The sequence below is a fragment of the Alteromonas infernus genome (assembly GCF_902705815.1).
Map to the genome: position 1 here is coordinate 57,021 of NZ_CACSIG010000018.1, position 23,004 is coordinate 80,024.

General features: G+C 45.0%; 21 protein-coding genes. 13 read left to right on the forward strand and 8 right to left on the reverse strand.

From position 1 onward, the window contains the following. Positions 1 to 14: 14 nt before the first annotated feature. Positions 15 to 233, forward strand: coding sequence for a translation initiation factor IF-1 (gene infA, locus ACX5J7_RS05380; protein ID WP_008844395.1), 219 nt, complete (start codon positions 15 to 17; stop codon positions 231 to 233). A 179-nt stretch (positions 234 to 412) separates the two neighbouring features. On the opposite strand, the gene clpA is transcribed toward infA, so the two are convergent. Continuing rightward, positions 413 to 2,689 (reverse strand): ATP-dependent Clp protease ATP-binding subunit ClpA, encoded by a 2,277-nt coding sequence (clpA, locus tag ACX5J7_RS05385; RefSeq protein WP_250245372.1) that lies wholly within the window; start codon positions 2,687 to 2,689, stop codon positions 413 to 415. 24 nt (positions 2,690 to 2,713) lie between these two features. Beyond that, positions 2,714 to 3,034: an ATP-dependent Clp protease adapter ClpS gene (gene clpS, locus ACX5J7_RS05390; RefSeq protein ID WP_014949331.1), complete on the reverse strand. Its 321-nt coding sequence runs from the start codon at positions 3,032 to 3,034 to the stop codon at positions 2,714 to 2,716. 241 nt (positions 3,035 to 3,275) lie between these two features. On the opposite strand from clpS, the gene cspD reads away from it, so the two are divergent. Next, the gene (gene cspD, locus ACX5J7_RS05395; protein ID WP_014949330.1) at positions 3,276 to 3,494 is read left to right on the forward strand and encodes a cold shock domain-containing protein CspD; all 219 of its coding nucleotides are present in this window, start codon (positions 3,276 to 3,278) and stop codon (positions 3,492 to 3,494) included. Between the two features lie 535 nt (positions 3,495 to 4,029). Here cspD and ACX5J7_RS05400 read toward each other — a convergent pair. After that, positions 4,030 to 6,249, reverse strand: a complete 2,220-nt coding sequence (locus ACX5J7_RS05400) for an NADP-dependent isocitrate dehydrogenase (protein WP_498706352.1) — start codon at positions 6,247 to 6,249, stop codon at positions 4,030 to 4,032. A 498-nt stretch (positions 6,250 to 6,747) separates the two neighbouring features. Here ACX5J7_RS05400 and ACX5J7_RS05405 point away from each other — a divergent pair, with 498 nt between their 5' ends. The 7 genes from ACX5J7_RS05405 (at position 6,748) to ACX5J7_RS05435 (ending at position 13,403) form a co-directional block, all read left to right on the forward strand. Continuing rightward, positions 6,748 to 7,290, forward strand: a complete 543-nt coding sequence (locus tag ACX5J7_RS05405) for an rRNA large subunit pseudouridine synthase E (protein ID WP_015067100.1) — start codon at positions 6,748 to 6,750, stop codon at positions 7,288 to 7,290. Between the two features lie 334 nt (positions 7,291 to 7,624). Further along, entirely contained in the window at positions 7,625 to 8,752 is a 1,128-nt protein-coding gene (gene mnmA, locus ACX5J7_RS05410) for a tRNA 2-thiouridine(34) synthase MnmA (RefSeq protein WP_015067099.1), read from the forward strand. Beyond that, on the forward strand, positions 8,752 to 9,378 hold the full coding sequence (gene hflD / locus ACX5J7_RS05415; RefSeq protein ID WP_015067098.1) for a high frequency lysogenization protein HflD: 627 nt from the start codon (positions 8,752 to 8,754) through the stop codon (positions 9,376 to 9,378). The genes mnmA and hflD overlap by 1 nt, the downstream gene beginning before the upstream one ends. Before the next feature lie 13 nt (positions 9,379 to 9,391). Further along, positions 9,392 to 10,759, forward strand: a complete 1,368-nt coding sequence (purB, locus tag ACX5J7_RS05420; protein WP_498706355.1) for an adenylosuccinate lyase — start codon at positions 9,392 to 9,394, stop codon at positions 10,757 to 10,759. Positions 10,760 to 10,858: 99 nt separating this feature from the next. After that, on the forward strand, positions 10,859 to 11,554 hold the full coding sequence (locus ACX5J7_RS05425) for an adenylate/guanylate cyclase domain-containing protein (RefSeq protein WP_498706356.1): 696 nt from the start codon (positions 10,859 to 10,861) through the stop codon (positions 11,552 to 11,554). Positions 11,555 to 11,768: 214 nt separating this feature from the next. After that, positions 11,769 to 12,935 (forward strand): cupin domain-containing protein, encoded by a 1,167-nt coding sequence (locus ACX5J7_RS05430; protein WP_278385544.1) that lies wholly within the window; start codon positions 11,769 to 11,771, stop codon positions 12,933 to 12,935. Between the two features lie 9 nt (positions 12,936 to 12,944). Beyond that, on the forward strand, positions 12,945 to 13,403 hold the full coding sequence (locus tag ACX5J7_RS05435) for a GNAT family N-acetyltransferase (RefSeq protein ID WP_498706358.1): 459 nt from the start codon (positions 12,945 to 12,947) through the stop codon (positions 13,401 to 13,403). A 16-nt stretch (positions 13,404 to 13,419) separates the two neighbouring features. On the opposite strand, the gene ACX5J7_RS05440 is transcribed toward ACX5J7_RS05435, so the two are convergent. Both ACX5J7_RS05440 and ACX5J7_RS05445 read right to left on the reverse strand, forming a co-directional pair. Next, on the reverse strand, positions 13,420 to 13,836 hold the full coding sequence (locus ACX5J7_RS05440; RefSeq protein WP_015067093.1) for a DUF4826 family protein: 417 nt from the start codon (positions 13,834 to 13,836) through the stop codon (positions 13,420 to 13,422). 20 nt (positions 13,837 to 13,856) lie between these two features. Next, entirely contained in the window at positions 13,857 to 13,997 is a 141-nt protein-coding gene (locus tag ACX5J7_RS05445; protein ID WP_157669830.1) for a hypothetical protein, read from the reverse strand. A 157-nt stretch (positions 13,998 to 14,154) separates the two neighbouring features. Between ACX5J7_RS05445 and ACX5J7_RS05450 the strand changes: the two genes are divergently transcribed. From ACX5J7_RS05450 to ACX5J7_RS05460, 3 genes are all read left to right on the forward strand, one after another. Beyond that, positions 14,155 to 14,370 carry a PGPGW domain-containing protein gene (locus ACX5J7_RS05450; RefSeq protein ID WP_015067092.1) on the forward strand — a complete coding sequence of 72 codons (216 nt, stop codon included), beginning with the start codon at positions 14,155 to 14,157 and terminating at the stop codon, positions 14,368 to 14,370. A 364-nt stretch (positions 14,371 to 14,734) separates the two neighbouring features. After that, positions 14,735 to 15,241, forward strand: a complete 507-nt coding sequence (locus ACX5J7_RS05455) for a (2Fe-2S)-binding protein (RefSeq protein WP_015067090.1) — start codon at positions 14,735 to 14,737, stop codon at positions 15,239 to 15,241. Continuing rightward, the gene (locus tag ACX5J7_RS05460) at positions 15,238 to 17,499 is read left to right on the forward strand and encodes a molybdopterin cofactor-binding domain-containing protein (RefSeq protein ID WP_498706363.1); all 2,262 of its coding nucleotides are present in this window, start codon (positions 15,238 to 15,240) and stop codon (positions 17,497 to 17,499) included. Before ACX5J7_RS05455 ends, ACX5J7_RS05460 begins: the two co-directional genes overlap by 4 nt. A 621-nt stretch (positions 17,500 to 18,120) precedes the next feature. Here the strand turns inward: ACX5J7_RS05460 and ACX5J7_RS05465 are convergent. After that, positions 18,121 to 18,270, reverse strand: a complete 150-nt coding sequence (locus ACX5J7_RS05465) for a hypothetical protein (protein ID WP_023559661.1) — start codon at positions 18,268 to 18,270, stop codon at positions 18,121 to 18,123. 325 nt (positions 18,271 to 18,595) lie between these two features. Further along, complete coding sequence (gene ppsA / locus ACX5J7_RS05470) at positions 18,596 to 20,968, reverse strand: phosphoenolpyruvate synthase (protein ID WP_015067087.1); 2,373 nt, start codon at positions 20,966 to 20,968, stop codon at positions 18,596 to 18,598. 272 nt (positions 20,969 to 21,240) lie between these two features. Between ppsA and ppsR the strand changes: the two genes are divergently transcribed. Continuing rightward, positions 21,241 to 22,053 (forward strand): posphoenolpyruvate synthetase regulatory kinase/phosphorylase PpsR, encoded by an 813-nt coding sequence (gene ppsR / locus ACX5J7_RS05475; protein WP_071951433.1) that lies wholly within the window; start codon positions 21,241 to 21,243, stop codon positions 22,051 to 22,053. A 175-nt stretch (positions 22,054 to 22,228) separates the two neighbouring features. Here ppsR and ACX5J7_RS05480 read toward each other — a convergent pair whose 3' ends face one another. Next, positions 22,229 to 22,942 (reverse strand): diguanylate cyclase, encoded by a 714-nt coding sequence (locus ACX5J7_RS05480; RefSeq protein WP_498706366.1) that lies wholly within the window; start codon positions 22,940 to 22,942, stop codon positions 22,229 to 22,231. Between the last annotated feature and the right edge of the window lie 62 nt (positions 22,943 to 23,004).

The window sequence follows — 23,004 nt, forward strand, 5'->3', positions numbered from 1 at the left end:
GGTAACTGCTTTACATGGCAAAAGAAGATTGTATTGAAATGGAAGGTACTGTGTTGGACACGCTACCTAACACTATGTTCCGTGTTGAACTAGAAAACGGTCACGTAGTGACTGCACACATCTCTGGTAAAATGCGCAAGAACTATATCCGTATTCTTACTGGCGATAAGGTCACCGTTGAGATGACTCCATACGATTTGACTAAAGGTCGAATCATTTATCGCGCAAGATAATGAGCCATTTAAGCGGTAACGCATAAAAAAGCCCGATATAATCGGGCTTTTTCATATCTGTTGCTGACTCATTAATGCTGTTTCGCATTTACTTACAATGCTTCGCTATTGTAGATAAACGCCAAAGCACTCCGAAGACGACCTACCGCCATCCTTCGGGTACTTTTCTAAAGCTATCGCTAACTAGGCTCAGCTTCTTCAGACGTGGCGCCTACACCTGTGTATTCGAAGGTTAATTTATCTTCTACACAGTCTACTTTCACATTGCCGCCTTTAGACAACTCACCAAATAACAGCTCATTAGCCAACTCTTTCTTCAGATCGTCTTTGATGACACGTGCCATTGGTCGTGCACCCATCGCTTTGTCATAACCCTTGTCGGCCATGTAAGCACGAGCATCACTGGTTACCTCAAGTGAAACACCTTTCACGTCAAGCTGCGCTTGAAGCTCAATGATAAACTTATCGACCACTTGCAAGATGATTTCAGGGTCCAGATGATTAAACCAAATAATGCCATCTAAACGGTTTCTGAATTCAGGGGTAAATACCTTATTAATTTCCGACAATGCATCATGGCTGTGGTCTTGCTGCTTAAAGCCAATAGACTTGCGCACCGTTTCCTGCACACCAGCGTTGGTGGTCATTACAAGTACAACATTTCTAAAGTCCACTTTGCGGCCGTTGTTATCAGTTAACGTACCATGATCCATCACTTGAAGAAGAATATTGTAGATGTCGCTATGCGCCTTCTCAATTTCATCTAGAAGCACCACAGAGTATGGGTTTTTAATCACCGCGTCTGTTAATAGACCGCCTTGGTCGAAGCCCACATAACCAGGAGGAGCACCAATTAAGCGGCTTACCGCATGACGCTCCATGTATTCAGACATATCGAAGCGCACTAATTCAACGCCCATGATCTTCGCCAGTTGCTGAGTTACTTCAGTTTTACCGACACCCGTAGGGCCAGCAAACAAGAAACTACCAATTGGTTTGGCTTCGGCGCCTAGGCCTGAACGCGACAGCAAAATAGCGTCGTTAAGCGTCTCTATCGCTTTGTCTTGGCCAAAAACAACCATTTTAAGGTTGCGACCTAGGTTCTTAAGCACTTCTTTGTCAGAGGCTGACACAGACTTCTCAGGAATACGCGCCATTTTTGCAATGATTTGCTCTATGTCTCCTACATTGATAGTCTTTTTGCGTTTTGAAGGCGGTAGCAAGCGTTGACTTGCACCGGCTTCGTCCATCACGTCAATGGCCTTATCTGGAAGGTGACGCTCATTAATGTATTTGGCCGACAGTTCAGCTGCCGCCTGAATCGCTTTTTGCGTAAAGCGCACGTTGTGGTGCTCTTCATAGCGACTCTTGAGCCCAAGCAATATCTTGGTCGTATCGCTTACACTCGGTTCTGTGATATCAACTTTTTGGAAGCGACGGGCCAGCGCACGGTCTTTTTCGAAAATACCTTGGTATTCTTGATATGTGGTAGACCCTATACAGCGAAGTTCACCGCTAGAAAGCTTAGGCTTAAGCAAGTTAGACGCGTCCATTACACCGCCAGATGCAGCACCTGCGCCAATAATAGTGTGGATTTCATCAATAAATAAAATCGCGTGCTTGTCTTTGCCTAATTCTTTTAAAATCGCTTTTAAACGCTTTTCGAAGTCACCGCGGTACTTAGTCCCCGCCAGCAGCCCACCTAAGTCCAGTGAATACACCGTACTTTCCGCAATAACATCAGGCACGTCTTCGTTCACGATGCGATAAGCTAACCCTTCGGCAATAGCGGTTTTACCCACGCCGGCCTCACCCACAAGTAACGGGTTGTTCTTACGACGACGGCATAGGATTTGAATAGTTCGCTCTACTTCAGAATCGCGGCCAATGAGTGGGTCAATTTTTCCATCTTTGGCATGTTTGTTCAGGTCAGTCGCGTACTTACTTAACGCCGAACCGCCCTCTTCTCCCGACTCGCTCTCTTCTGCAGTTTCCGGGTTAACTGGATCATCGTCATCGGCTTTACTCACGCCATGACTAATAAAGTTCACTACGTCTAACCGGGTAACATCCGCTTTTTTGAGGATATATACCGCCTGAGACTCTTGCTCACTGAAGATTGCAACCAACACATTTGCGCCCGTTACTTCGTCTTTACCCGACGACTGTACGTGGAAGACCGCCCGTTGTAACACACGTTGAAAACCTAACGTAGGCTGGGTTTCCCGCTCGTTCAACTGGTCGTCTAAAATGAGTGGTGTGGTATCTTTCACGAAAGACAATAATTCGCTTTTAATTGCCTCTATATCGGCACCACATGCCTTGAGCGCATCGCGAGCAGCTGAGTTATCAAGCAATGCCAACAACAAGTGCTCAACCGTCATAAACTCATGACGGTGCTCTCTGGCAAATACAAACGCGTCATTCAACGTTTGTTCTAATTCTTTATTTAACATATCGCTCGCCCTCTACAAAAAACCTTATGCTTGCTCCATCGTGCACATCAACGGGTGTTGATGCTTGCGTGCGTACTGATTAACCTGCATCACTTTTGTCTCTGCTATCTCAGCAGTAAAAATGCCACACACGGCTTTTCCTTGATAATGAACGGTTAGCATAAGTTGGTTGGCTTTCTCAGCGTCCATATTGAAAAACTGCATGAGTACTTCAATGACAAAATCCATTGGCGTGTAGTCGTCATTGTTCAACAACACTTTATACATGGGAGGCGGCTGCGGCTTTTGTCGCTGCGCGTCTTTTTGTTTTTCCTTTTCGATACTAATAGCGTTGTCTTTACTCATAACTTAATAATAGTGGTTATCTGGGATATATGTGTACAAACTTTTGGATAAATTTATTCACATTATCCCTTGACATAATATGGTTAAAAAATCTACATTTTGTATTGTGGTGTTGGGTATTGCACAGTGATAACTATTTATAACTTCATATTAGTTACATTCAATACTCTTTCCACCCTGTCTCCGGATCTATAATGGGGGCATATACTCGTGAGTTCAAGGATTAAGAGGAAGTCGAAGTATGGCGGTTGGCAAAGTTAAATGGTTTAACAACGCAAAGGGTTTTGGATTTATCGTTCCTGAGGACGGCGGCGAAGATATTTTCGCGCATTACTCTACGATTCAAATGGAAGGCTACCGTTCGCTAAAAGCGGGACAAGAAGTGACGTTCGAAGTACAGCAAGGCCCTAAAGGGCTACACGCTGAGAACATTGGCTTCAAAGAAGAACCAGAGCGTTAGTAAAAAGAATTTATAAAGCCTGACCTTGCCGTCAGGCTTTTGCTTTTTATGCCATTTATAAAACGCAAAGGCGTACATTCGCGCCTGTGTGGATAATTGTGTCGATTATTATCTGAGCTTTTGTGTTAACTTCTATGTGAGCACGTTTTTCAATTTTTGCGTTAGCATTTGAGTAATTAGCGGCGCGCTACGTTATCTGCACGCTTACCCAAACGATACCTTCAAAGTAATACCCTGCTTAGTACAAGCACTCAAGCCCAATTCCTTAAACCCAGCCCTTTAAAAACAACTCCTTTAAAATCAACCTCTTAAAACAATTCCTTTAAAAAATAGCCTTCCCTTTTCGATACATGTAAGCAACGCCAAGTTTTACCATTTGTATGCTAAACACGTAAGCACGTTAACGTGCCTTTGAAGGTTAAAAAAAAGCCCGCTCACTTCAGTGAACGGGCTTTTTAATGTTCATATAACGCTATTTATTACGTCATCACAGTTGAACGTTAAGACGTCATACGATCAACTGAGAAAATTGTAATTAAGCGCCAAGAATAGTTTTAAGTGTCTTACTTGGAGACATCGTTGCAAAAAGCTTATCTTCGTCTGGGTAGTAGTAACCGCCAATTTCTTGTGCACTGCCTTGAGTCGCATCAATCTCAGCCAAGATATCATCAATTTTCGCTGATAGCTCTTCATAAACTGGCTTAAACTGCGCTGCAAGATCTGCATCTTCAGTTTGGTTCGCTACTTCTTCAGCCCAGTATAGACCCAGGTAAACATGGCTACCACGGTTGTCTAGCTGGCCCGCTTTACGTAGCGGAGACTTACCATTGTTAAGCAACTTCTCCGTCGCTTTATCAAGGGCTGTAGCTATAACTTTTGCTTTGGTGTTACTGTGCTTGATAGCAACATCTTCTAGCGATACCGCTAGTGCCAGAAATTCACCTAGCGAGTCCCAGCGCAAGTGACCTTCTTCAACAAACTGTTGAACGTGCTTAGGCGCACTACCACCCGCACCAGTTTCGTAAAGACCGCCGCCCGCCATCAATGGAACAATTGATAGCATTTTTGCACTAGTACCAAGCTCGAGAATTGGGAATAGGTCAGTTAGGTAATCACGAAGTACGTTACCTGTTACTGAAATAGTGTCTAAACCGCGAAGCGCACGTTCCATGCTGTAGCGAATAGCGCGTACAGGAGACATAATTTGAATGTCTAAACCGTTCGTATCATGGTCTTGAAGGTACTTTTCAACTTTCTTGATAAGTTGCGCATCGTGAGCACGCTCGTCATCTAGCCAGAATACTGCAGGCATACCCGATTGACGTGAACGAGTCACCGCTAGCTTAACCCAATCCTGAATAGGTGCATCTTTCACCTGACACATACGCCAGATGTCACCTTCTTCAACATCGTGAGAGATAAGAACGTTACCGTCTTGGTCAACAATAGACACAGTGCCGTCAGCTTCTAGTTCAAACGTTTTGTCGTGCGAACCGTACTCTTCTGCTTTTTGCGCCATCAAACCAACGTTAGGTACCGTACCCATTGTTGTTGGATCGAATGCACCGTGTGTCTTACAGAAGTTGATAACTTCTTGGTAAATAGTGGCGTATGTACTTTCAGGGATAACCGCTTTAGTGTCGTGCTCCTTTCCATCTGGACCCCACATTTGGCCAGAGTTACGGATCATTGCAGGCATAGAGGCATCTACAATTACGTCACTTGGTACGTGTAGGTTCGAAATACCTTTGTCAGAGTTAACCATCGCAATTGGCGGACGGTCGGCATAACACGCGTTAATGTCTTTTTGGATTTCAGAGCGCTGGCTCTCAGGTAGGCTTGCGATTTTATCATAAACGCTACCAAGACCATTGTTAGGGTTAACACCTAGCTCTTCAAACAGGTCGCCCCATTTGTTGAATAGGTCTTTATAGAATACTTTTACACAGTGACCGAACACAATGGGGTGAGACACCTTCATCATGGTCGCTTTTACGTGTAGTGAGAATAGAATGCCAGTGTTCTTCGCATCTTCAATTTGCTCTTCGAAAAATTCGCAAAGCGCCTTTTTGCTCATGAACATGCCGTCGATCACTTCGCCAGCAAGCAAATCTACACGAGGCTTAAGGGTTTTCTTGCTGCCATCTTTGCCGGTGAACTCAATGCTCACGTGGCCGTCTTTTTCTACTGTTACTGACTTCTCACCAGAGTAGAAGTCACCGCCGCGCATGTGCGCAACGTGTGAACGCGATGCTTGAGACCACTCACCCATTGAATGCGGGTGTTTACGCGCATAATTTTTAACAGCAGTAGGCGCACGACGGTCAGAGTTACCTTCACGCAATACTGGGTTAACCGCACTACCTAATACTTTACCATAACGCTCACGAATCTTTTCTTCTTCAGCATTTTTAGGTGAATCAGGGAACGCTGGTACATTGAAGCCTTTGTCGTTTAATTCTTTAATCGTTGCACGAAGCTGAGGAATTGAGGCACTGATGTTTGGAAGCTTGATGATGTTAACGTTCGGGTCTTGGGTCATCTCACCCAGTTCAGCTAACGCGTCTGGCACTCTTTGTTCTTCAGAAAGGTACTCAGGGAAATTTGCCAAAACACGCGCAGCAAGTGAAATATCGCTTAGTTCTACGTCGATATCTGCCGCTGCAGCAAACTTCTGGATAATAGGAAGAAGTGAATACGTCGCCAACATTGGCGCTTCATCAGTCTTCGTGTAGATGATCTTAGACTTGGTCATTATATACCTCAATTTTCTCGACAGGGTACTGTCGTTTTTAGTCCATTAGGTCGCACTAACCCGCAATATTTGTATTGCGCCCACAGTCAATGCGATACGTATTTGATGTTTTCCACCACATGCTAAATCAGCATGTAGTCACTTGCTGTTTTCTTCCCCACATATTATTCAATTCCTTATGTTGGCAATATGTACCTCAAACACTAGCAACGTTTGCGCTAATTAGAGATACGATGTATAAGCAAGCCGGCTTATCACTGCCAAAACTGTCTAATAATTATGCAGATGCACTCTCTTATAAAAATGGGAGCGTCCATTAGTATAGGGTCGAAAGTTTGAGTTACAAGTCATACCATTGTCTTAACACATCAGATCAATGATTTTATCGACAAAGTTAATAGCAAATGAAATTAACTGAACGTTTTTTTCTAAAGCCAAACAACGCCATTTAACGTAGAATTGCCGCGTATTTTTCAATAACAATCAAGCGAACCAGTCATGTCTTCAAACTCTCAAGTGGTGCTGTTCAATAAGCCCTTTCAAGTTCTATCCCAGTTTACAGACGCTGATGGCAGAGAAACCCTGAAAGACTATATAGATATTCCCGATGTCTACGCCGCAGGACGGTTAGACCGTGATTCAGAAGGTCTATTAGTGCTTACCAATGACGGTAAACTTCAACACAAGCTTGCCAACCCAAAAGCTAAAACCAGCAAAACGTACTGGGTTCAAGTAGAGGGTATCATGCATGAGAAAGCCATGCAGGCGCTAAGGGATGGCGTAGAACTTAAAGACGGTATGACCCTCCCAGCCAAAGTGAAAGCAATGGACGAGCCTCAAGTTTGGCCAAGAAACCCACCCGTGCGATTTAGGCAGTCGATCCCTACTAGTTGGGTATCGATTACTATTACCGAAGGGCGTAACCGCCAAGTTCGACGAATGACTGCACATGTGGGCTACCCTACACTACGCTTAATAAGATATCGCGTGGGCAGTTGGACCATTGACGGCATAGAAAACGGTAAGTACGTCTGTTTTTAGCGCCTTATTTTTGGTGTAACTCAGTTGGTTTCCCCTGCTTGCTTAACCTTGAATTTAGTAGCCTTGGCCACACTATTTAAGCGCGAACGAGGTACGCGATGTCTATCGTATATTTAATAGCAAAAGTGGATAAGGATTAAATGTGAATTAGCCTGCGTATTCTGATAAAATCCGCGACCTCGAAAACGGGCCTACAAAGTAGAGACTTTAAACGAAATTCTCCATTGATTTCGGCAGCGTTGCCATTTGATGTGGCGCACTTGCTTGGCAAGTAGCTTAAACCGTACTCAATGCTTTGATTTCTAGTACTACAGGCTTCATTTTTATTAATCAAATGAGTGTGCAATCCATAGTGAGTGATATTGAATCTAACGCCAGCAAAAAAGTAATCGTCGGCATGTCCGGCGGAGTCGATTCTTCTGTTTCAGCCTACCTGCTTCAACAACAGGGTTACCAGGTTGAAGGCCTTTTCATGAAAAACTGGGAAGAGGATGACAACGATGAATACTGCGCTGCAGCGGAAGATTTAAAAGATGCGCAGGCGGTAGCTGATAAACTAGGTATTGAGCTACACACTATTAATTTTGCTGCTGAATACTGGGATAACGTGTTTGAGTATTTCTTAGAGGAATACAAAGCCGGCCGTACGCCAAACCCAGACATCATGTGTAACAAAGAAATCAAGTTTAAAGCGTTTCTGGAGTTTGCAGCCGAAGACCTTGGCGCTGACTACATTGCAACCGGTCACTACGTGCGCCGCAGAGAGGTAGACGGCAAATGGCAGATGCTTCGCGGTTTAGATAACAACAAAGACCAAAGTTATTTTCTTTACACGCTTGGCGAAGAGCACGTTGCTAAAACCCTTTTCCCGGTTGGCGATATCGAAAAGCCATTAGTTCGCAAAATTGCTGAAGAGCAAGGCCTTATCACCCATGATAAGAAAGACTCTACAGGGATTTGTTTTATCGGCGAGCGCAAGTTTAAAGATTTTCTAGCGCGGTACCTTCCCGCTCAACCTGGGGTTATTGAAACCGCAGAGGGTGAAGAAATTGGCCAGCACGAAGGCTTAATGTACCACACACTAGGTCAGCGTAAAGGGCTACACATTGGTGGTTTGGCGAAATACGGTGACGACCCTTGGTATGTAGTTGATAAAGATGTTGCTCGCAACGTGCTTATTGTGGGCCAAGGTGCCGACCACCCTCGCCTTTACTCTAAAGGCTTGGTAGCAAAACAGCTGCACTGGGTAGATAGAAAAACGATTACAGAGCCTATGCGCGCTGTAGTTAAAACCCGTTATCGTCAGGCCGATATCCCTTGTACAATAACGCCGACTCAAGACGACACCATTGAAGTGATGTTTGATGAGCCACAAAAGGCGGTAACGCCGGGGCAATCTGCGGTATTTTATATTGATGAAGTATGCCTTGGTGGCGGTATTATTGAGAGTTATATTCGCTGATGTTAGATACCGATATAGAAAATAACCTTGCCCTCGCCGGGGTGTGTCAAGCAGCTGCACTTGTTCAGCAGCTTGCACGACGAGGCTCAGCCGATAACGAAGCACTAGAAGCAAGCTTGTCGAGTATATTGGTTACCGACCCCGATACTCCCCAGCAGGTTTTCGGCCAGCTTAATAACCTAAAAACCGGATATACGACGCTTGCTGCACAACTGTCAGATAAACAAGCGACCAAAGATACCGAGCTAACCCGCTACATTGCGAGCATTCTAGGGTTAGAGCGTAAATTAGCACGAAAACCAAAGGCCATGAATGAACTGGGTGAGCGCATTTCACACGTCCAGCGCCAGCTTGCCCATGTCGACTTTCAAAACCCGCAAATTGTTGCCTCTCTTGCAAGCATTTACAGCGATATCATCAGCCCACTAGCCCCCCGTATTCAGGTGGCAGGCAATCCAGATTATCTAGGCCAACCCGCTACACAGCATAAAGTACGAGCACTTCTTCTTGCTGGCGTACGCGCTGCTGTAATGTGGCGTCAAATGGGCGGCAAACGAAGAAACATATTATTTAAACGCAAACACATTCTTAACAGTGCTGTAAAAGCACTACGATTAATAAACTAGTGAGGAGCTTAAGGTGGAACTGAGTCAGTTAACTGCAATTTCCCCTGTCGATGGTCGATATGCTGGCAAAAGCGTAGAATTACGCAGTATTTTCAGTGAATACGGCTTATTAAAATACCGTGTGGAAGTAGAAGTACGTTGGTTACAAATGCTATCTACTCACCAACAAATTAAAGAAGTTCCTGCCTTTAGCGACAAGTCAAATGCACTACTTGACAACATTGTGGCTGAATTTAGTGTTGAAGATGCTATGCGCATCAAGGAAATTGAGCGCACTACCAACCACGATGTAAAAGCGGTTGAATACTTCCTTAAAGAGAAAGTCGCCGACAACAGTGAGCTTTCAGCGGTAAACGAGTTCATCCACTTTGCTTGCACGTCTGAAGACATTAACAACCTTTCTCACGGTTTAATGCTCCGCGAAGCTCGCGAGACCGTTATTCTTCCTTACTGTGATAAGCTTATTGATGCGCTTGTAGAACTTGCTAAGCGCTATCAAAACGTACCAATGATGGCACGTACCCACGGTCAGCCTGCTTCGCCCACCACTATGGGTAAAGAAATGGCAAACGTAGCCATTCGCTTAAAACGCCAGCGCAGCCAAATCGCAAAGGTTGAGCTGCTTGGTAAAATCAACGGCGCGGTGGGTAATTACAACGCGCACCTGTCAGCGTATAAAGACGTTGATTGGCACGGCGTATCAGAAAGCTTCGTTACATCACTAGGCCTGACCTGGAACCCGTTTACTACGCAAATTGAGCCACACGACTACATCGCAGAAATGTTCGATGCTATCGCTCGTTTTAACACCATTCTTATCGATTTCGATCGTGATGTTTGGGGCTACATTGCACTGGGTCACTTTAAGCAAAAAACCGTAGCGGGTGAAATTGGTTCTTCTACCATGCCGCATAAAGTTAACCCTATCGACTTTGAAAACTCAGAAGGTAACTTAGGTTTAGCGAACGCAATCTTTGACCATCTTGCCGCCAAGCTTCCCATTTCACGCTGGCAGCGCGACCTGACTGATTCCACAGTGCTTCGTAATCTAGGTGTCGGTGTGGGCTATGCGGTAATTGCTTACCAAGCAACCCTTAAAGGCATCAGCAAACTAGAAGTTAACGAGCAAAGCTTGCTTAACGAACTCGATAACAACTGGGAACTACTGGCCGAGCCCATTCAAACAGTAATGCGTCGTTACGGCATAGAAAAGCCGTATGAGAAGCTTAAGGAGCTTACCCGCGGTAAGAAAGTTAATGCAGACGTTATTGCTGAGTTTATCGACAACCTAGACATGCCTGAGGCCGCGAAAACAGAGCTTAAAGCACTGTCTCCGGCGACCTATATTGGCGATGCAATCAGGCTTGTAGATCAGTTATAAGCATAACGCTTTTCCATTACACTAAAACGCGGTCGTAAAACACCGCGTTTTTTTATGCCAGTAAATAAAATACCCAATCGAACAATACAGGGCGAGCGAATGGCGTTGCACAAACCTATCGATATACCGTTACCACCCACAAACAATTGGGTTACCAAACAGCGTGTAGAAAATACGGTTGTGATTTTTGCCGATCTTTCTGGCTTTCAGCAGTTCGCCGCTGACTATGGCGATATGACATGTATGGGAGTTATTGAAGGCCTATTTGAAAAGTTCGACGAATTTGCCCGCCTACATCAATTAACCCCACTAAAAACTAATGGCGATCAATATATCGCCGTTGGGTTTTCGGCTCGTCCGAAGCACATTCTTCCCCGCAGTTTTAACACGAATATTCATCAGCGCGCTTCACTCAAAGAATCACTTTGCCGGTCTGTTCGCGATGCTGTTTCCTCGGCATTTCACTTTGCGTGTAAAGCCAGAGACGAAGTGAATAGCCATCCACTTTTGGTATCTTCTTCATGTTATTTACGTGTAGGTATAGCGACAGGTTCCGTCATTGCAGGGCGATCATCTCGCCGCCTTGGAAATTTTGATATTTGGGGAGCGACCGTTAACCGTGCAGCCATGTTAGAGCAGTTTACGGCGCCAAACACAATTGCAATGTGTGATAGAAGCGGCTCATTATTAATAAGTCCTGAACACAATAGGCCGCTACTCCATGGCAACCACCTATTGCTTTACCCCAAGTACTTAAAAACTAAAGCCGAAGGTATTCTTGCGCATATTTGTTAATCAATCGCACGATTTTTCACACCATACCTCGCGCGTAATTTTTTCACACCATACCTCGCGCGTAATTTTTTCACACCATACCACGCGCGTAATATTGCGCCGTTTTAAGGTGCAAGGTGGTAATACGTTCATCAATATTTGATAATGCTGGCAATAGCAACGTTTAGCGCTTTTCGCGTTAAACTGTAAACTGACACTAAAATAATGAGACGCCATGCGCACCAACGACACTTCGTACTTTATTGATGCACAAGCCGGAAAAGGGTTTGATGCCGATACTTTCCTTAAGCACTATTGGCAGCAAAAGCCGGTGGTTATTAAGCAATTTTTCACAGATTTTGACGACCCTATCGATGAAAACGACCTTGCCGGGCTCGCACAGGAATCTGAGGTGGATGCAAGAGTGATCAGCAACGTACAGGGAAACTGGCATGTTGAACAAGGGCCCATTACTGACTTTGACCATGCCTGTCAGGGCAAGTGGACACTGTTGGTTCAAGGTGTAGACAAGTACGTGCCAGATGTTGCGCCCATTTTATCGCCCTTTTCATTCGTTCCTCACTGGCGTTTAGACGATTTAATGGTGAGTTTTGCAACGAACGGCGCTGGGGTTGGTGCCCACATCGACCAGTACGATGTATTTCTTGTTCAGGGAAAAGGAAAGCGTCGTTGGCGTGTCGGTCAACCTGGTGATTATAAAGAGGTCTTTCCTCACCCTAAACTTCGACAGATTGAACGTTTTACCCCAGTTATTGACGTTGTAGTCGAACCCGGCGATGTGATCTACGTGCCGCCAGGTTGGCCTCACGACGGCGAAACAGTGGAAGATAGTTTGACCTACTCAGTAGGCTATCGCGCTCCGGACAACCTTCAGCTAGCAGAGAGTTTAGCGATGATGCTAGATAAAGGCGCGCACAACTATCGTTTTACTGATATTGGGCGTACACACCAAAATAACCCGGCGTTGGTGAGCACAAGCGATATCGCAGCCCTCAAGCAACAGCTCATTGACGCAATTAACGGTGAAGATTTTACCCTTGCTCTATTAGAAGCGATGAGCGAACAAGGTATTCCAGAGTACCCGTTAGATAACGAAGTTAACCTAGAGCAGGTTTCAAACGACCTAGCCGCGGGTATGAGCTTTGCACCTGCCCCTGGGGTTAGAGCGTTACTTTGCGACGGTAAGCGAGGCCTACCTCGTGCGCTCTATGTAAACGGTAGCCAATTTACTTTCGCTAAAAATGACCAAGAATGGTTTGAAGTGCTGGCATCAGGGTCAATTTTGAACGCAACATGTTGTCAGGATGCGCCGTCTTTTACATTTTTAGAAACCTTAACTACACTTATCAATAATGGTTACTGGGAATGGTTCGAGGGATAACAGTCACGTATGACGTTTACCGTAAAGAACGTCGATTGGGAGAAGGATAAACATCGACTAAAAGCACTAAGGGAACACGTATTCGTTTTGGAATGGCGCGTTCCCGAGGCCAGTGAATTCGATGAGCACGACAGTTCAGCGTGTCACGTGTTAATTGTTGATGCTAATAACGACCCCATCGCTACCGGGCGCCTAACAACAAAAGGTGAACTTGGCCACATAGCCGTTAAGCGCTCTTACCGAACCTTACGCGTATACCGCGTGCTATTTGAAGCGTTGTTGAAAGCTGCAAAGCAAAACAACCTTCCCATTATCAAGGTAGTGTGTAACTTAGAAAGTGTCTCTTACCACAAGTCTCTTGGTTTTATTCCTGATGGTCAGGTATTTATGGATGCTGGGGTGCCTCGACAGCGTTTAAAATGCCCGGCAGAGCGATTCCCTCTGCCAGACGTAACCCAATTGCATTAAGGCGAGTAAAACGTTATTAAGCCCACAAATCGGGTGTATTTTGCATAGCGAACAAGCTTTCAGCGCGGTTAATGAGTAATGCGCCAAACGCTTTTTGACTATCGTCTGCCCCTTCTGCATTAATCAAATTCTCAGCTTTTAACTGCCAATGCATAGCGAAATGACGCAGCACATCTTTCGCATCTGCAGCATTGTCGACTGACGTGTAATCGGTAGGTAAATCTCCGCTAATTACCCAGTATTGTTTGCCGTCCATTGCTCTTATCTTCCACACCGCAAGGTAAGGCATTAAATAGCGACTTTCTTCTGTTGTGACTGAGTCAAACAGTACGCCATTTTCTGCGAGAAACTTATTGGCTTTCTGAAACTGTTCTCTTACCCATTCTGCGCGCTGTTCTTCGCTGACTGGTTGGTTTTCTTGTTGTTCTGCCATAACTGCTCTCTTTCTTATCGTTATAAATCGCCAGCACAAATATGCGTAGCGCTTTTTCTCATAGGAATTACGCAAGCTTCTAATGCCCTTGCATGTCTTTCTTTGTACTTTATTTCTGGGTAGCGATCCACCGTAATTAAGCGGTTATCTTCGCTTTTCATATCAAGTGGCTACTTATTCATCAATAGCTTACCGCGCTGCGGTACGCAACGTGATGTAACAACGGCACCATACAAACATTTACAATTATTTTATTGGCAAATACGCCATTTTCACTCACACTGTTGTTATTACATTTAATAACGAGCGTTCACTTTCATGCGAATAGTTAGACTTACATTAGGGGCTATCTTGTTTATTGGCGGGATCGTTCTAACGCTTCTTCCTGGCTCAATCTTACTGGTTGTCGGTGGGCTAATGCTGTTAAGCTATGACTGGCCCCGCGCTAGAGGCTGGCTAAAATACAGTCAAAAAACCATGACCACGGGGGCGCGAAAAATCGATCGCTTCTTGCTAATGAGAAGACTTCGTTAAATTCGAATCTCTTACTTTTCGTAAACCAGTCTTACCCCTATTCAACGGGCTGCTTCTTTCGCATTTTTCCATAACCTCTGACACCATTTAGTCGCAGCCTGCTAGCAGTTAAACTTATGTATATGCGTATTCGTATAATGCGTGTTAACGTAATCTTAATTATAAATAGCGAAGCCTTTAATAATAAAAACAGTGGCAAATATCCTAGTATGCGCAGCGTCTTGGATAGTTCGCATTATCAGGCAACGGAACCGTATAGATATAACACGTGTAATGCGCTTATTGCACAGTATGCCGCTTGGGTGAGAGGCCCTATTAATATTGGGCTAGCGTATATCTATCGTTTACCTATGGAGACAAGACCATGATCACGTTTACCGTAAATGGTAACAAACACGAATTTGCAGGTGATCCTTCAACCCCAGTGTTGTGGTACCTTCGTGATGAATTAAATCTTACAGGGCCTAAATTTGGCTGTGGTATGGCTCAATGCGGCGCATGTACCGTTCATATTGATGGTATGGCGCAACGCTCCTGTGTTCTGCCGGTTTCGGCGGTTCAGGGTAAAAAGATCACTACTATTGAAGGCTTAAGCGAAAACGGCGACCATCCGGTTCAAAAAGCCTGGGTTGAACATAAAGTGCCTCAGTGCGGTTTTTGTCAATGTGGACAGATTATGCAGGCAGCTAGCCTACTCTCAACGAACCCAACGCCTAGCGACGAAGAGATTGTACAGAACATGTCAGGCAACATTTGCCGGTGTGGCACCTACCCTCGTATTCACAAAGCAATAAAGTCTGCTTCTAAATCCATCAGCGCCACCGCTGGTGTGAATTACTTCGACCCAGCAACCGAGGGAGAAGAAGCATGAGCGAAAATAGATACTTCGACATGAACCGCCGCAGTTTCTTGAAGTCTACCGCTGCCGCAGGTGCCTTGGTGTTAGGCACATATTTTATGGGCAGTGCGCCACGTGCTATGGCTGGCGTTTTAGCTAAGCCAGCAGAAAATGCAAAGCGCGCAAACTTATTTATTGCACTGCGCCCTGACGGCATGGTTGAAGTAACCTGCCACCGCAGTGAAATGGGCCAGCAGATCCGCACCGCTATTGCGCAAATTGTTGCGGATGAAATGGAAGCGGCATGGGATAAAGTGATTGTTATTCAGGGTAAGGGCGACCCTAAATACGGCGACCAAAACACAGACGGGTCACGCAGCATTCGTTTCAACATGCAGCGCCTTCGCGAGATGGGCGCAAGCGTACGCTACATGATGCAACACGCCGCAGCCAAGCGTTGGGGTGTTGAGCCTAGTAGCTGTATTGCCGAACAACACATGGTTAGCCATAACTCTGGCAAGTCTATCGCTTATAAAGACCTTATCGACGACGCATTAACCATTACGCCGCCAGAAGCAGACAAGCTTCAGCTTAAAGAAAGAAAAGAATGGCGTTACATCAATACGGGCATGGCGCATATTGACCTTCAGGACATTGTAACCGGTAAGGCAACATTTGCCGCCGATGTACGTGAGCCCAAGGCACTGGTTGCTATTATCGAGCGTCCTCCAGTGGTGGGCGGTAAAGTGAAAAGCTTTGATGCCAGCAAAGCAAAAGCGGTTACCGGTGTTGTAGATGTCATCGAAATTCCTGCGCCTAAAGGCGCACCGCAGTTTCAACCCAAAGGCGGTATTGCCATTATTGCTAACAATACGTGGGCAGCTTGGCAGGGGCGAAAAGCCCTTGATGTAGAATGGGATGACGGTGCTAACGGCGACTATAACTCAGAAAGTTTTAAAGCGCAGTTGCTTAGTACAGTAAACGCACCGCAAACCCTTGTTAGGGAGAAAGGCGATGCGCTAAGCGTTTTAGAAAACGCCAGCGACAAGCTCATTGCCGATTATTACGTTCCACATCTTGCACAGGCCCCTATGGAGCCACCATGTGCAACGGCAATGTATTACAAAGATCGCGTAGATATATGGGCTGCAACACAAAACCCACAAGCTGATATGGAAACCGTTGGCGCTATGGTTGGCATGGACAAAGAGAAAATCAATGTTCACGTGACCATGCTAGGCGGGGCATTTGGCCGTAAATCTAAGCCTGACTTTTCCGCTGAAGCCGCTTACCTTTCAATGAAAACGGGCAAACCAATTCGCGTACAGTGGACCCGTGAAGACGATATTCAGCACGGTTTTTACCACGCGGTATCAGCCCAACACGTTGAAGCGGCGCTTGACGAAAACGGTAAGATTGACGCGTACCTGCATAGAACCGCCTTCTCGCCTATTGCTTCGACCTTTCAAGAAGGTGCCAACGCCCCCTTCAGTTTTGAGTTAGATTTGGGCTTTACTGATAACCCAATCCTGACACCAAACATGAAGTTAGAGCGTGGTGAAGCACCGGCTAAAGCGCGAATTGGTTGGATGCGCTCGGTATCGAACATCTTTCACGCTTTTGCAGTGCAATCATTTATCAATGAAGCAGCGCACAAAGCGGGGAAAGATACTAAAGATTACTTACTGGAAGTTATCGGTCCTGACAGAATTTTAGATGTTACCGAGCAAAAAGCCGAGTACAACAATTACTGGGGCGACAAATCGGTATACCCACTTGATACGTCTCGCCTTAAAAACGTGATAGAGAAAGTGTCTGACATGGCTGACTGGGGCCGGGAAATGCCAAAAGGACGAGGTTTAGGCATTGCAGCGCACCGAAGCTTTCTAACTTATGTTGCCACAGTGGTGGAAGTAGAAGTCTCTGACAAAGGCGACTTAAACGTGATCAAATCTTGGGTGGCTATTGATGCAGGAACGGTAGTAAATACTGATACCGTTAAAAACCAAACCCAGGGTGGTTCTGTATTTGGTATCACCACGGCCATTAGCGACGGTATCACGTTTGATAAAGGCCGCGTACAGCAAAGTAACTTCCATAACTACCGTGTGCCGCGAATGAGCGACTCGCCGCTAGAGGTAGAAGTTGAGGTAATTGAAAGCGACGCACCTCCAGCAGGTGTGGGAGAACCAGCAACGCCGGTATACGCGCCTGCGCTATGTAATGCCATTTTCGCTGCTTGCGGTAAGCGTATTCGACAGTTACCTATAGGTGACCAACTTAAAGCTTAGAAACTTACCATTACCGCAAATAAAATTTATTTCGGTATTGATGCAGACAGAAAAAAGGGTAATCACTGAAGTGATTACCCTTTTTTATAACTGCCTACGTTTAATAGCTAATTTTCCCTTGCTATTGTGCCTTGGCTCCGCTAGCTAACTTAAGGTCACACTGCGAAAAGCTGCTATGGGTGCGAGAGAAGACTATAAAGGTTGTAAATACTAAGGCAAAAACAAGCAAAAGATATGATGACGCACGCTACAAAAAGATGAATAAAAATACCATAGCTTGCATACGCAAATACTGCGCAAATCAAGCCAATTGTGAATTCAACAAGCGCTGCTTCACAGAAGGTTCTTACATTACTAATTACTGGCTGTGCAAAAAACTTGAATTGATACGCCATTTTCCCTCTGACCGCTTTCTTATACTAATCACGATAGCATATAAATACGGTAATGCTCAGCGCTAGTAGCAATAAGCTTTTAGCTAAATGCGCCACGCATGTTGTAGATTACGCTATAAAAGCCTTTATGAAAGCTTTATGAAAGCCCACGTGTAAACTTTCATAACTCTCAATCGTTTTTGAAAGTAAACTACCGTTTCAATTCTAGCTCTATGCGACACAACACTTATTCGTAGTTGCGTTCCATCCACATTAATTGCATTTTTAGTTCGTTAATTTCTTTTTGGGCTTGCGCCAGCTGCTCTGCCACAGAGCCTGATTGCATAACATTTTCTTCGGAAGTATTTACTGAAACCGTGCTGTCATTATGTGCCATAAGAGTTCAACCAAGTTAGTTATTAATCTGAAATTTGATGTGAAAGTCACTTTGTAATATTACATTTTTAATTACACAAAGTCATGCTATTAGCGGCTAAAAACCCATATTTTTCCTAAATAACCATCGTTTTTTTAAGGAATATACTGCTGGCACAGATCTGTTTTAAACCGCTACTCCGCTTGATGTAAGCGGGAAACAAAAAAGAAAAATGCCAGTCAGCTTAACTGACTGGCATTAATCGAAAGGTCTCTTTTAACCCTCGCGTTCGCGTTGTGTCTAAGTTAGATCGTTGCCCGCTTAATCTGGGGTTAGACCTATTGGTTTAGCCGTGCTTTTCAGCAAGGTATAGCCATGTCTCAACCACAGTATCGGGGTTAAGCGATACCGAATCGATACCTTCTTCTACCAACCAAGCTGCGAAATCTTCATGGTCAGACGGCCCTTGGCCACAAATACCCACGTATTTACCACGCTTTTTAGCAGCTTGAATTGCCATTGAAAGCAGTGCTTTAACCGCTTCATCTCGCTCATCGAATAGATGGGCTATCACGCCACTGTCTCGGTCTAACCCTAATGTAAGCTGGGTTAAGTCATTAGAGCCTATAGAAAAACCGTCGAAAATATCGAGGAACTTGTCAGCAAGTAACGCATTGGAAGGAAGCTCACACATCATAATAACGCGAAGGCCGTTTTCGCCTTTCTTCAAGCCTTGCTCTTCAAGCAATTCGATAACCTGACGCCCTTCATCTAACGTACGTACAAACGGAATCATAATTTCTACGTTAGTAAGGCCCATATCATTGCGTACACGCTTTATGGCTTCACACTCAAGTGCGAAGCAATCGCGGAAGTCTTCAGATATGTAACGGCTAGCGCCACGGAAACCTAGCATAGGGTTCTCTTCGTCTGGCTCGTATTGGTAACCGCCAACTAAGTTAAAGTATTCGTTAGATTTAAAATCTGACATACGAACGATAACTTTCTCAGGTGAGAACGCCGCACCAATGGTTGAAATACCTTCAACTAGCTTCTCGATGTAGTATTCCGTTGGCGACGCGTAGCCTGCAATCATGTCGCTAATTTCTTCTTTCAGCTCTTCAGGCTGACTATCGAAATTAAGCAATGCTTTCGGGTGAACGCCAATCATGCGGTTGATAATAAATTCAAGACGCGCAAGGCCTACGCCTGCATTTGGAAGACGAGCGAAGTCGAACGCGCGATCTGGGTTACCTACGTTCATCATTACCTTTAACGGTAAATCTGGCATAGCGTCTATACGCGAAGTGACAACGTCAAACTCAAGCTCGTCACCGTAAATATAACCCGTATCGCCCTCTGCACAAGAAACAGTAATCTTGTCACCGTTTTTTATACTGTCAGTAGCGTTACCGCAACCGACTACCGCAGGAATACCAAGCTCGCGAGCAATAATAGCCGCGTGACAGGTACGTCCACCACGATTGGTAACAATGGCAGACGCCTTCTTCATGATAGGTTCCCAATCAGGGTCTGTCATGTCAGTCACCAGTACGTCGCCGGCTTGAATTTTGTCCATCTCTTCAATTGAGTCGAGCACTTTAGCTACACCAGCACCAATTTTATGACCAATTGCGCGGCCTTCAACAACGATATTGCTTTGGCCTTTTAGTTGGAAGCGCTCTATGCTTTGTGAGTCTTCTCGGCTACGCACGGTTTCTGGGCGTGCCTGAACGATATAAAGCTTACCGTCTACGCCGTCTTTCGCCCATTCGATATCCATAGGGCGTTGGTAATGCTTTTCAATGATTTGCGCTTGCTTTGCTAGTTCCATCACTTCATCGTCGTTAAGCGAGAACGTTTTGCTATCAGCAGCATCAATATCAACGATGGACACTTGTTTGCCGTGTGCTTCGTCGTCTGAGTAAATCATCTTGGTAAGCTTGCTACCTAGGTTACGACGTACGATGGCGGGAAGCCCTTTGTCTAACGTAGGTTTGTGCACGTAGAACTCATCAGGGTTTACTGCGCCCTGCACCACCATTTCACCTAAACCGAATGAACTGGTAATAAATACTACGTCTTCAAAACCAGACTCTGTATCGATAGTAAACATAACGCCTGATGAAGCGATATCACTGCGCACCATGCGCTGAATACCCGCAGACAGCGCCACACCTTTGTGGTCGTAACCTTGGTGTACGCGATAAGAAATCGCGCGGTCGTTAAACAGTGACGCAAACACGTGTTTAATCGCCACAAGAACCGACTCGTAACCTTTAACATTTAGGAAAGTTTCTTGCTGACCGGCAAATGACGCATCAGGCATATCTTCTGCCGTGGCTGAAGAGCGCACCGCGAATGACGCCTCTTCACCCGCATCCCCTTGGAGGGTAACAAATGCCGTTTTGATTTCTTCTTCTAACTTGCCTTGAAATGGCGTGTCGATAATCCACTGACGAATATTCTTGCCCGCTTCAGCAAGGGCATTCACGTCATCTACGTCTAATGAATCTAAAACTTCATGGATCCTGGCTTCTAGGCCACTTTGCTCTAGAAATTCGTTAAATGCTTCGGCGGTGGTAGCAAAACCACCCGGCACCTGCACACCGGCGTTAGCCAGGTTTGAAATCATCTCGCCTAATGATGCATTTTTGCCGCCTACGCGACCCACATCATGCATGCCCAGTTCTTGATACCAAAGTACGTATTCTTGCACAGCCCAAGCCTCCAGCTTTTTTATGTGTAGGGTATGAGGTAAGTTCCAGGTTTGTGCTTATTATCGCCTGAAACAAATCAAATTGTTGTCGATGTGTGGGTGTTATCACCCATAACGCCGTCCATTACGTTTGACAGCAAACCTGTTGATAATTGCCATCATTCACAAGAACCGTGTAGCTTTTCGACGAAATCATCTTAGAATGGGGAAATTCAGAATGTAAACCCTTTATTACTTTTGTAATAAAATTACACCAATGTTAAGGATATGTTGTGCGTACAGCTTTTTATATTTCAGATGGTACTGCCATCACTGCAGAGGTCTTTGGCCACGCCCTGCTTTCTCTGTTCCCAGTTTCGTTTAATCACAACACCATTCCTTTCGTTGAAACTGAGGAACAAGCTCATAAAGTGTTGCAGCAAATTTCTGAAAGTTTTCAAGACACCGGAGAGCGACCGCTCGTTTTTTATACAATTGTGAATGTAGATGTTCGCAAGATTATTTCGAAATCGGTGGGCATTAATTACAATTTCCTCGATCAGTTCGTTGCTCCGCTCGAAAAAGTATTAGGTGTTCCATCAAAACCAGAAAAACACCGCACTCACAGTATCCACGAAACCACTTACGACATTAGAATTGAAGCCGTAAACTATGCGTTGGCCAATGATGATGGCTCGAACTTAAAAGACTACGATGAGGCAGATATCATTCTTACCGGTGTTTCCCGCTCTGGAAAAACACCAACAAGCCTGTATTTAGCACTTCAGTATGGAATTAAAGCAGCTAATTACCCGTTTACCGAAGAAGACATGGGCGACATGTTAAAGCTTCCTCCTGCCCTTCGACGCTATAAACACAAGCTGTTTGGTTTAACCATCGCCGCCGACCGTCTACACCAAATACGCTCAGAGCGAAGAGCAAACAGTAAATATGCGTCTATTCAACAATGTAGGATGGAGTTGAGGGAAGTTGAAAACTTATACAGAAAGGAAAAAATCCCATTCTTAAATAGTACCAAGTACTCCATAGAAGAGATTTCAGCGAAGATCTTGGCGGAAACAGGGCTTAAACGTCGCAAATACTAGCCGGGCTTTTAAGTTATCAGTAACTACCTTTGCTGCAGCGGCGATGTTTACCTACTGCGTTTTATACAGCGCTTTTTCATATCGCGGTGCCTTGTTGAACTTTTGTAAGCCTACAAGGCACCCTATAAATAAGACTCTGGTTTTGCTTCACTTTTTATCACCCGCTATGAGAACGTCACTTTTTATTGCTTTCCACCCATTCTTCAAGTGCTACACCTGGGTCTTCTTCACCTGCGACAGATGACGCATAGGGGCTCGCTGCTTCTGCATCTTGGTGTGAAACGTCCGCCTCTCTATTTCGTTGGTTTTCTTTATCTGAAGACAAAGTCGCTTTTTCTCGTGAACTTTTTTCTTTTGCTTTCATACCTCTTATCAACTCCTCTACATAAGGTAAAAACTCTAAAACGGCAGCAACGGCTATAACTGATAGTAAATACCAAGTTGGAAGGGGCTCTTGCTTAAACCGCAGACCAAAATCAGCAGGGCTTTCGCCTAGTCCAAATAACGCTATAAAATGAGACCAATGTCTGGCAATCACCAAAATTAATGCGAGCAGCGGTATCATTTCCAAAAAGCTGTGCACATGTTGCTCAATAGGCCCGACTCGTCTTTTCGATACGGCGTAGCTAACGTCCCACAGTGCGGTAAGCTCGTGTAACAAGAAAAACACTATACCTACAGCAATAATTAAGCTATTCACTTCAAAAAGAAGAACCAGAAAAAGTGGAACCCCCACCTCTAAAAACATCAATAGATGAATTAAGGATTCTTTCGGCCCGGCGGTAGCAGCGATATTACTGCTGCGGTGGCAAAACCAGTCGACTATCCCCGCTATGAACCACAGCGGTATAATGAAATACATCAATATTAGCTGTGTAACGTCATTCATGACTAAACCTTCAACAAGTCGTCGCTTTCCATGTATTCGAGTTTACAAACTCGACACCATAT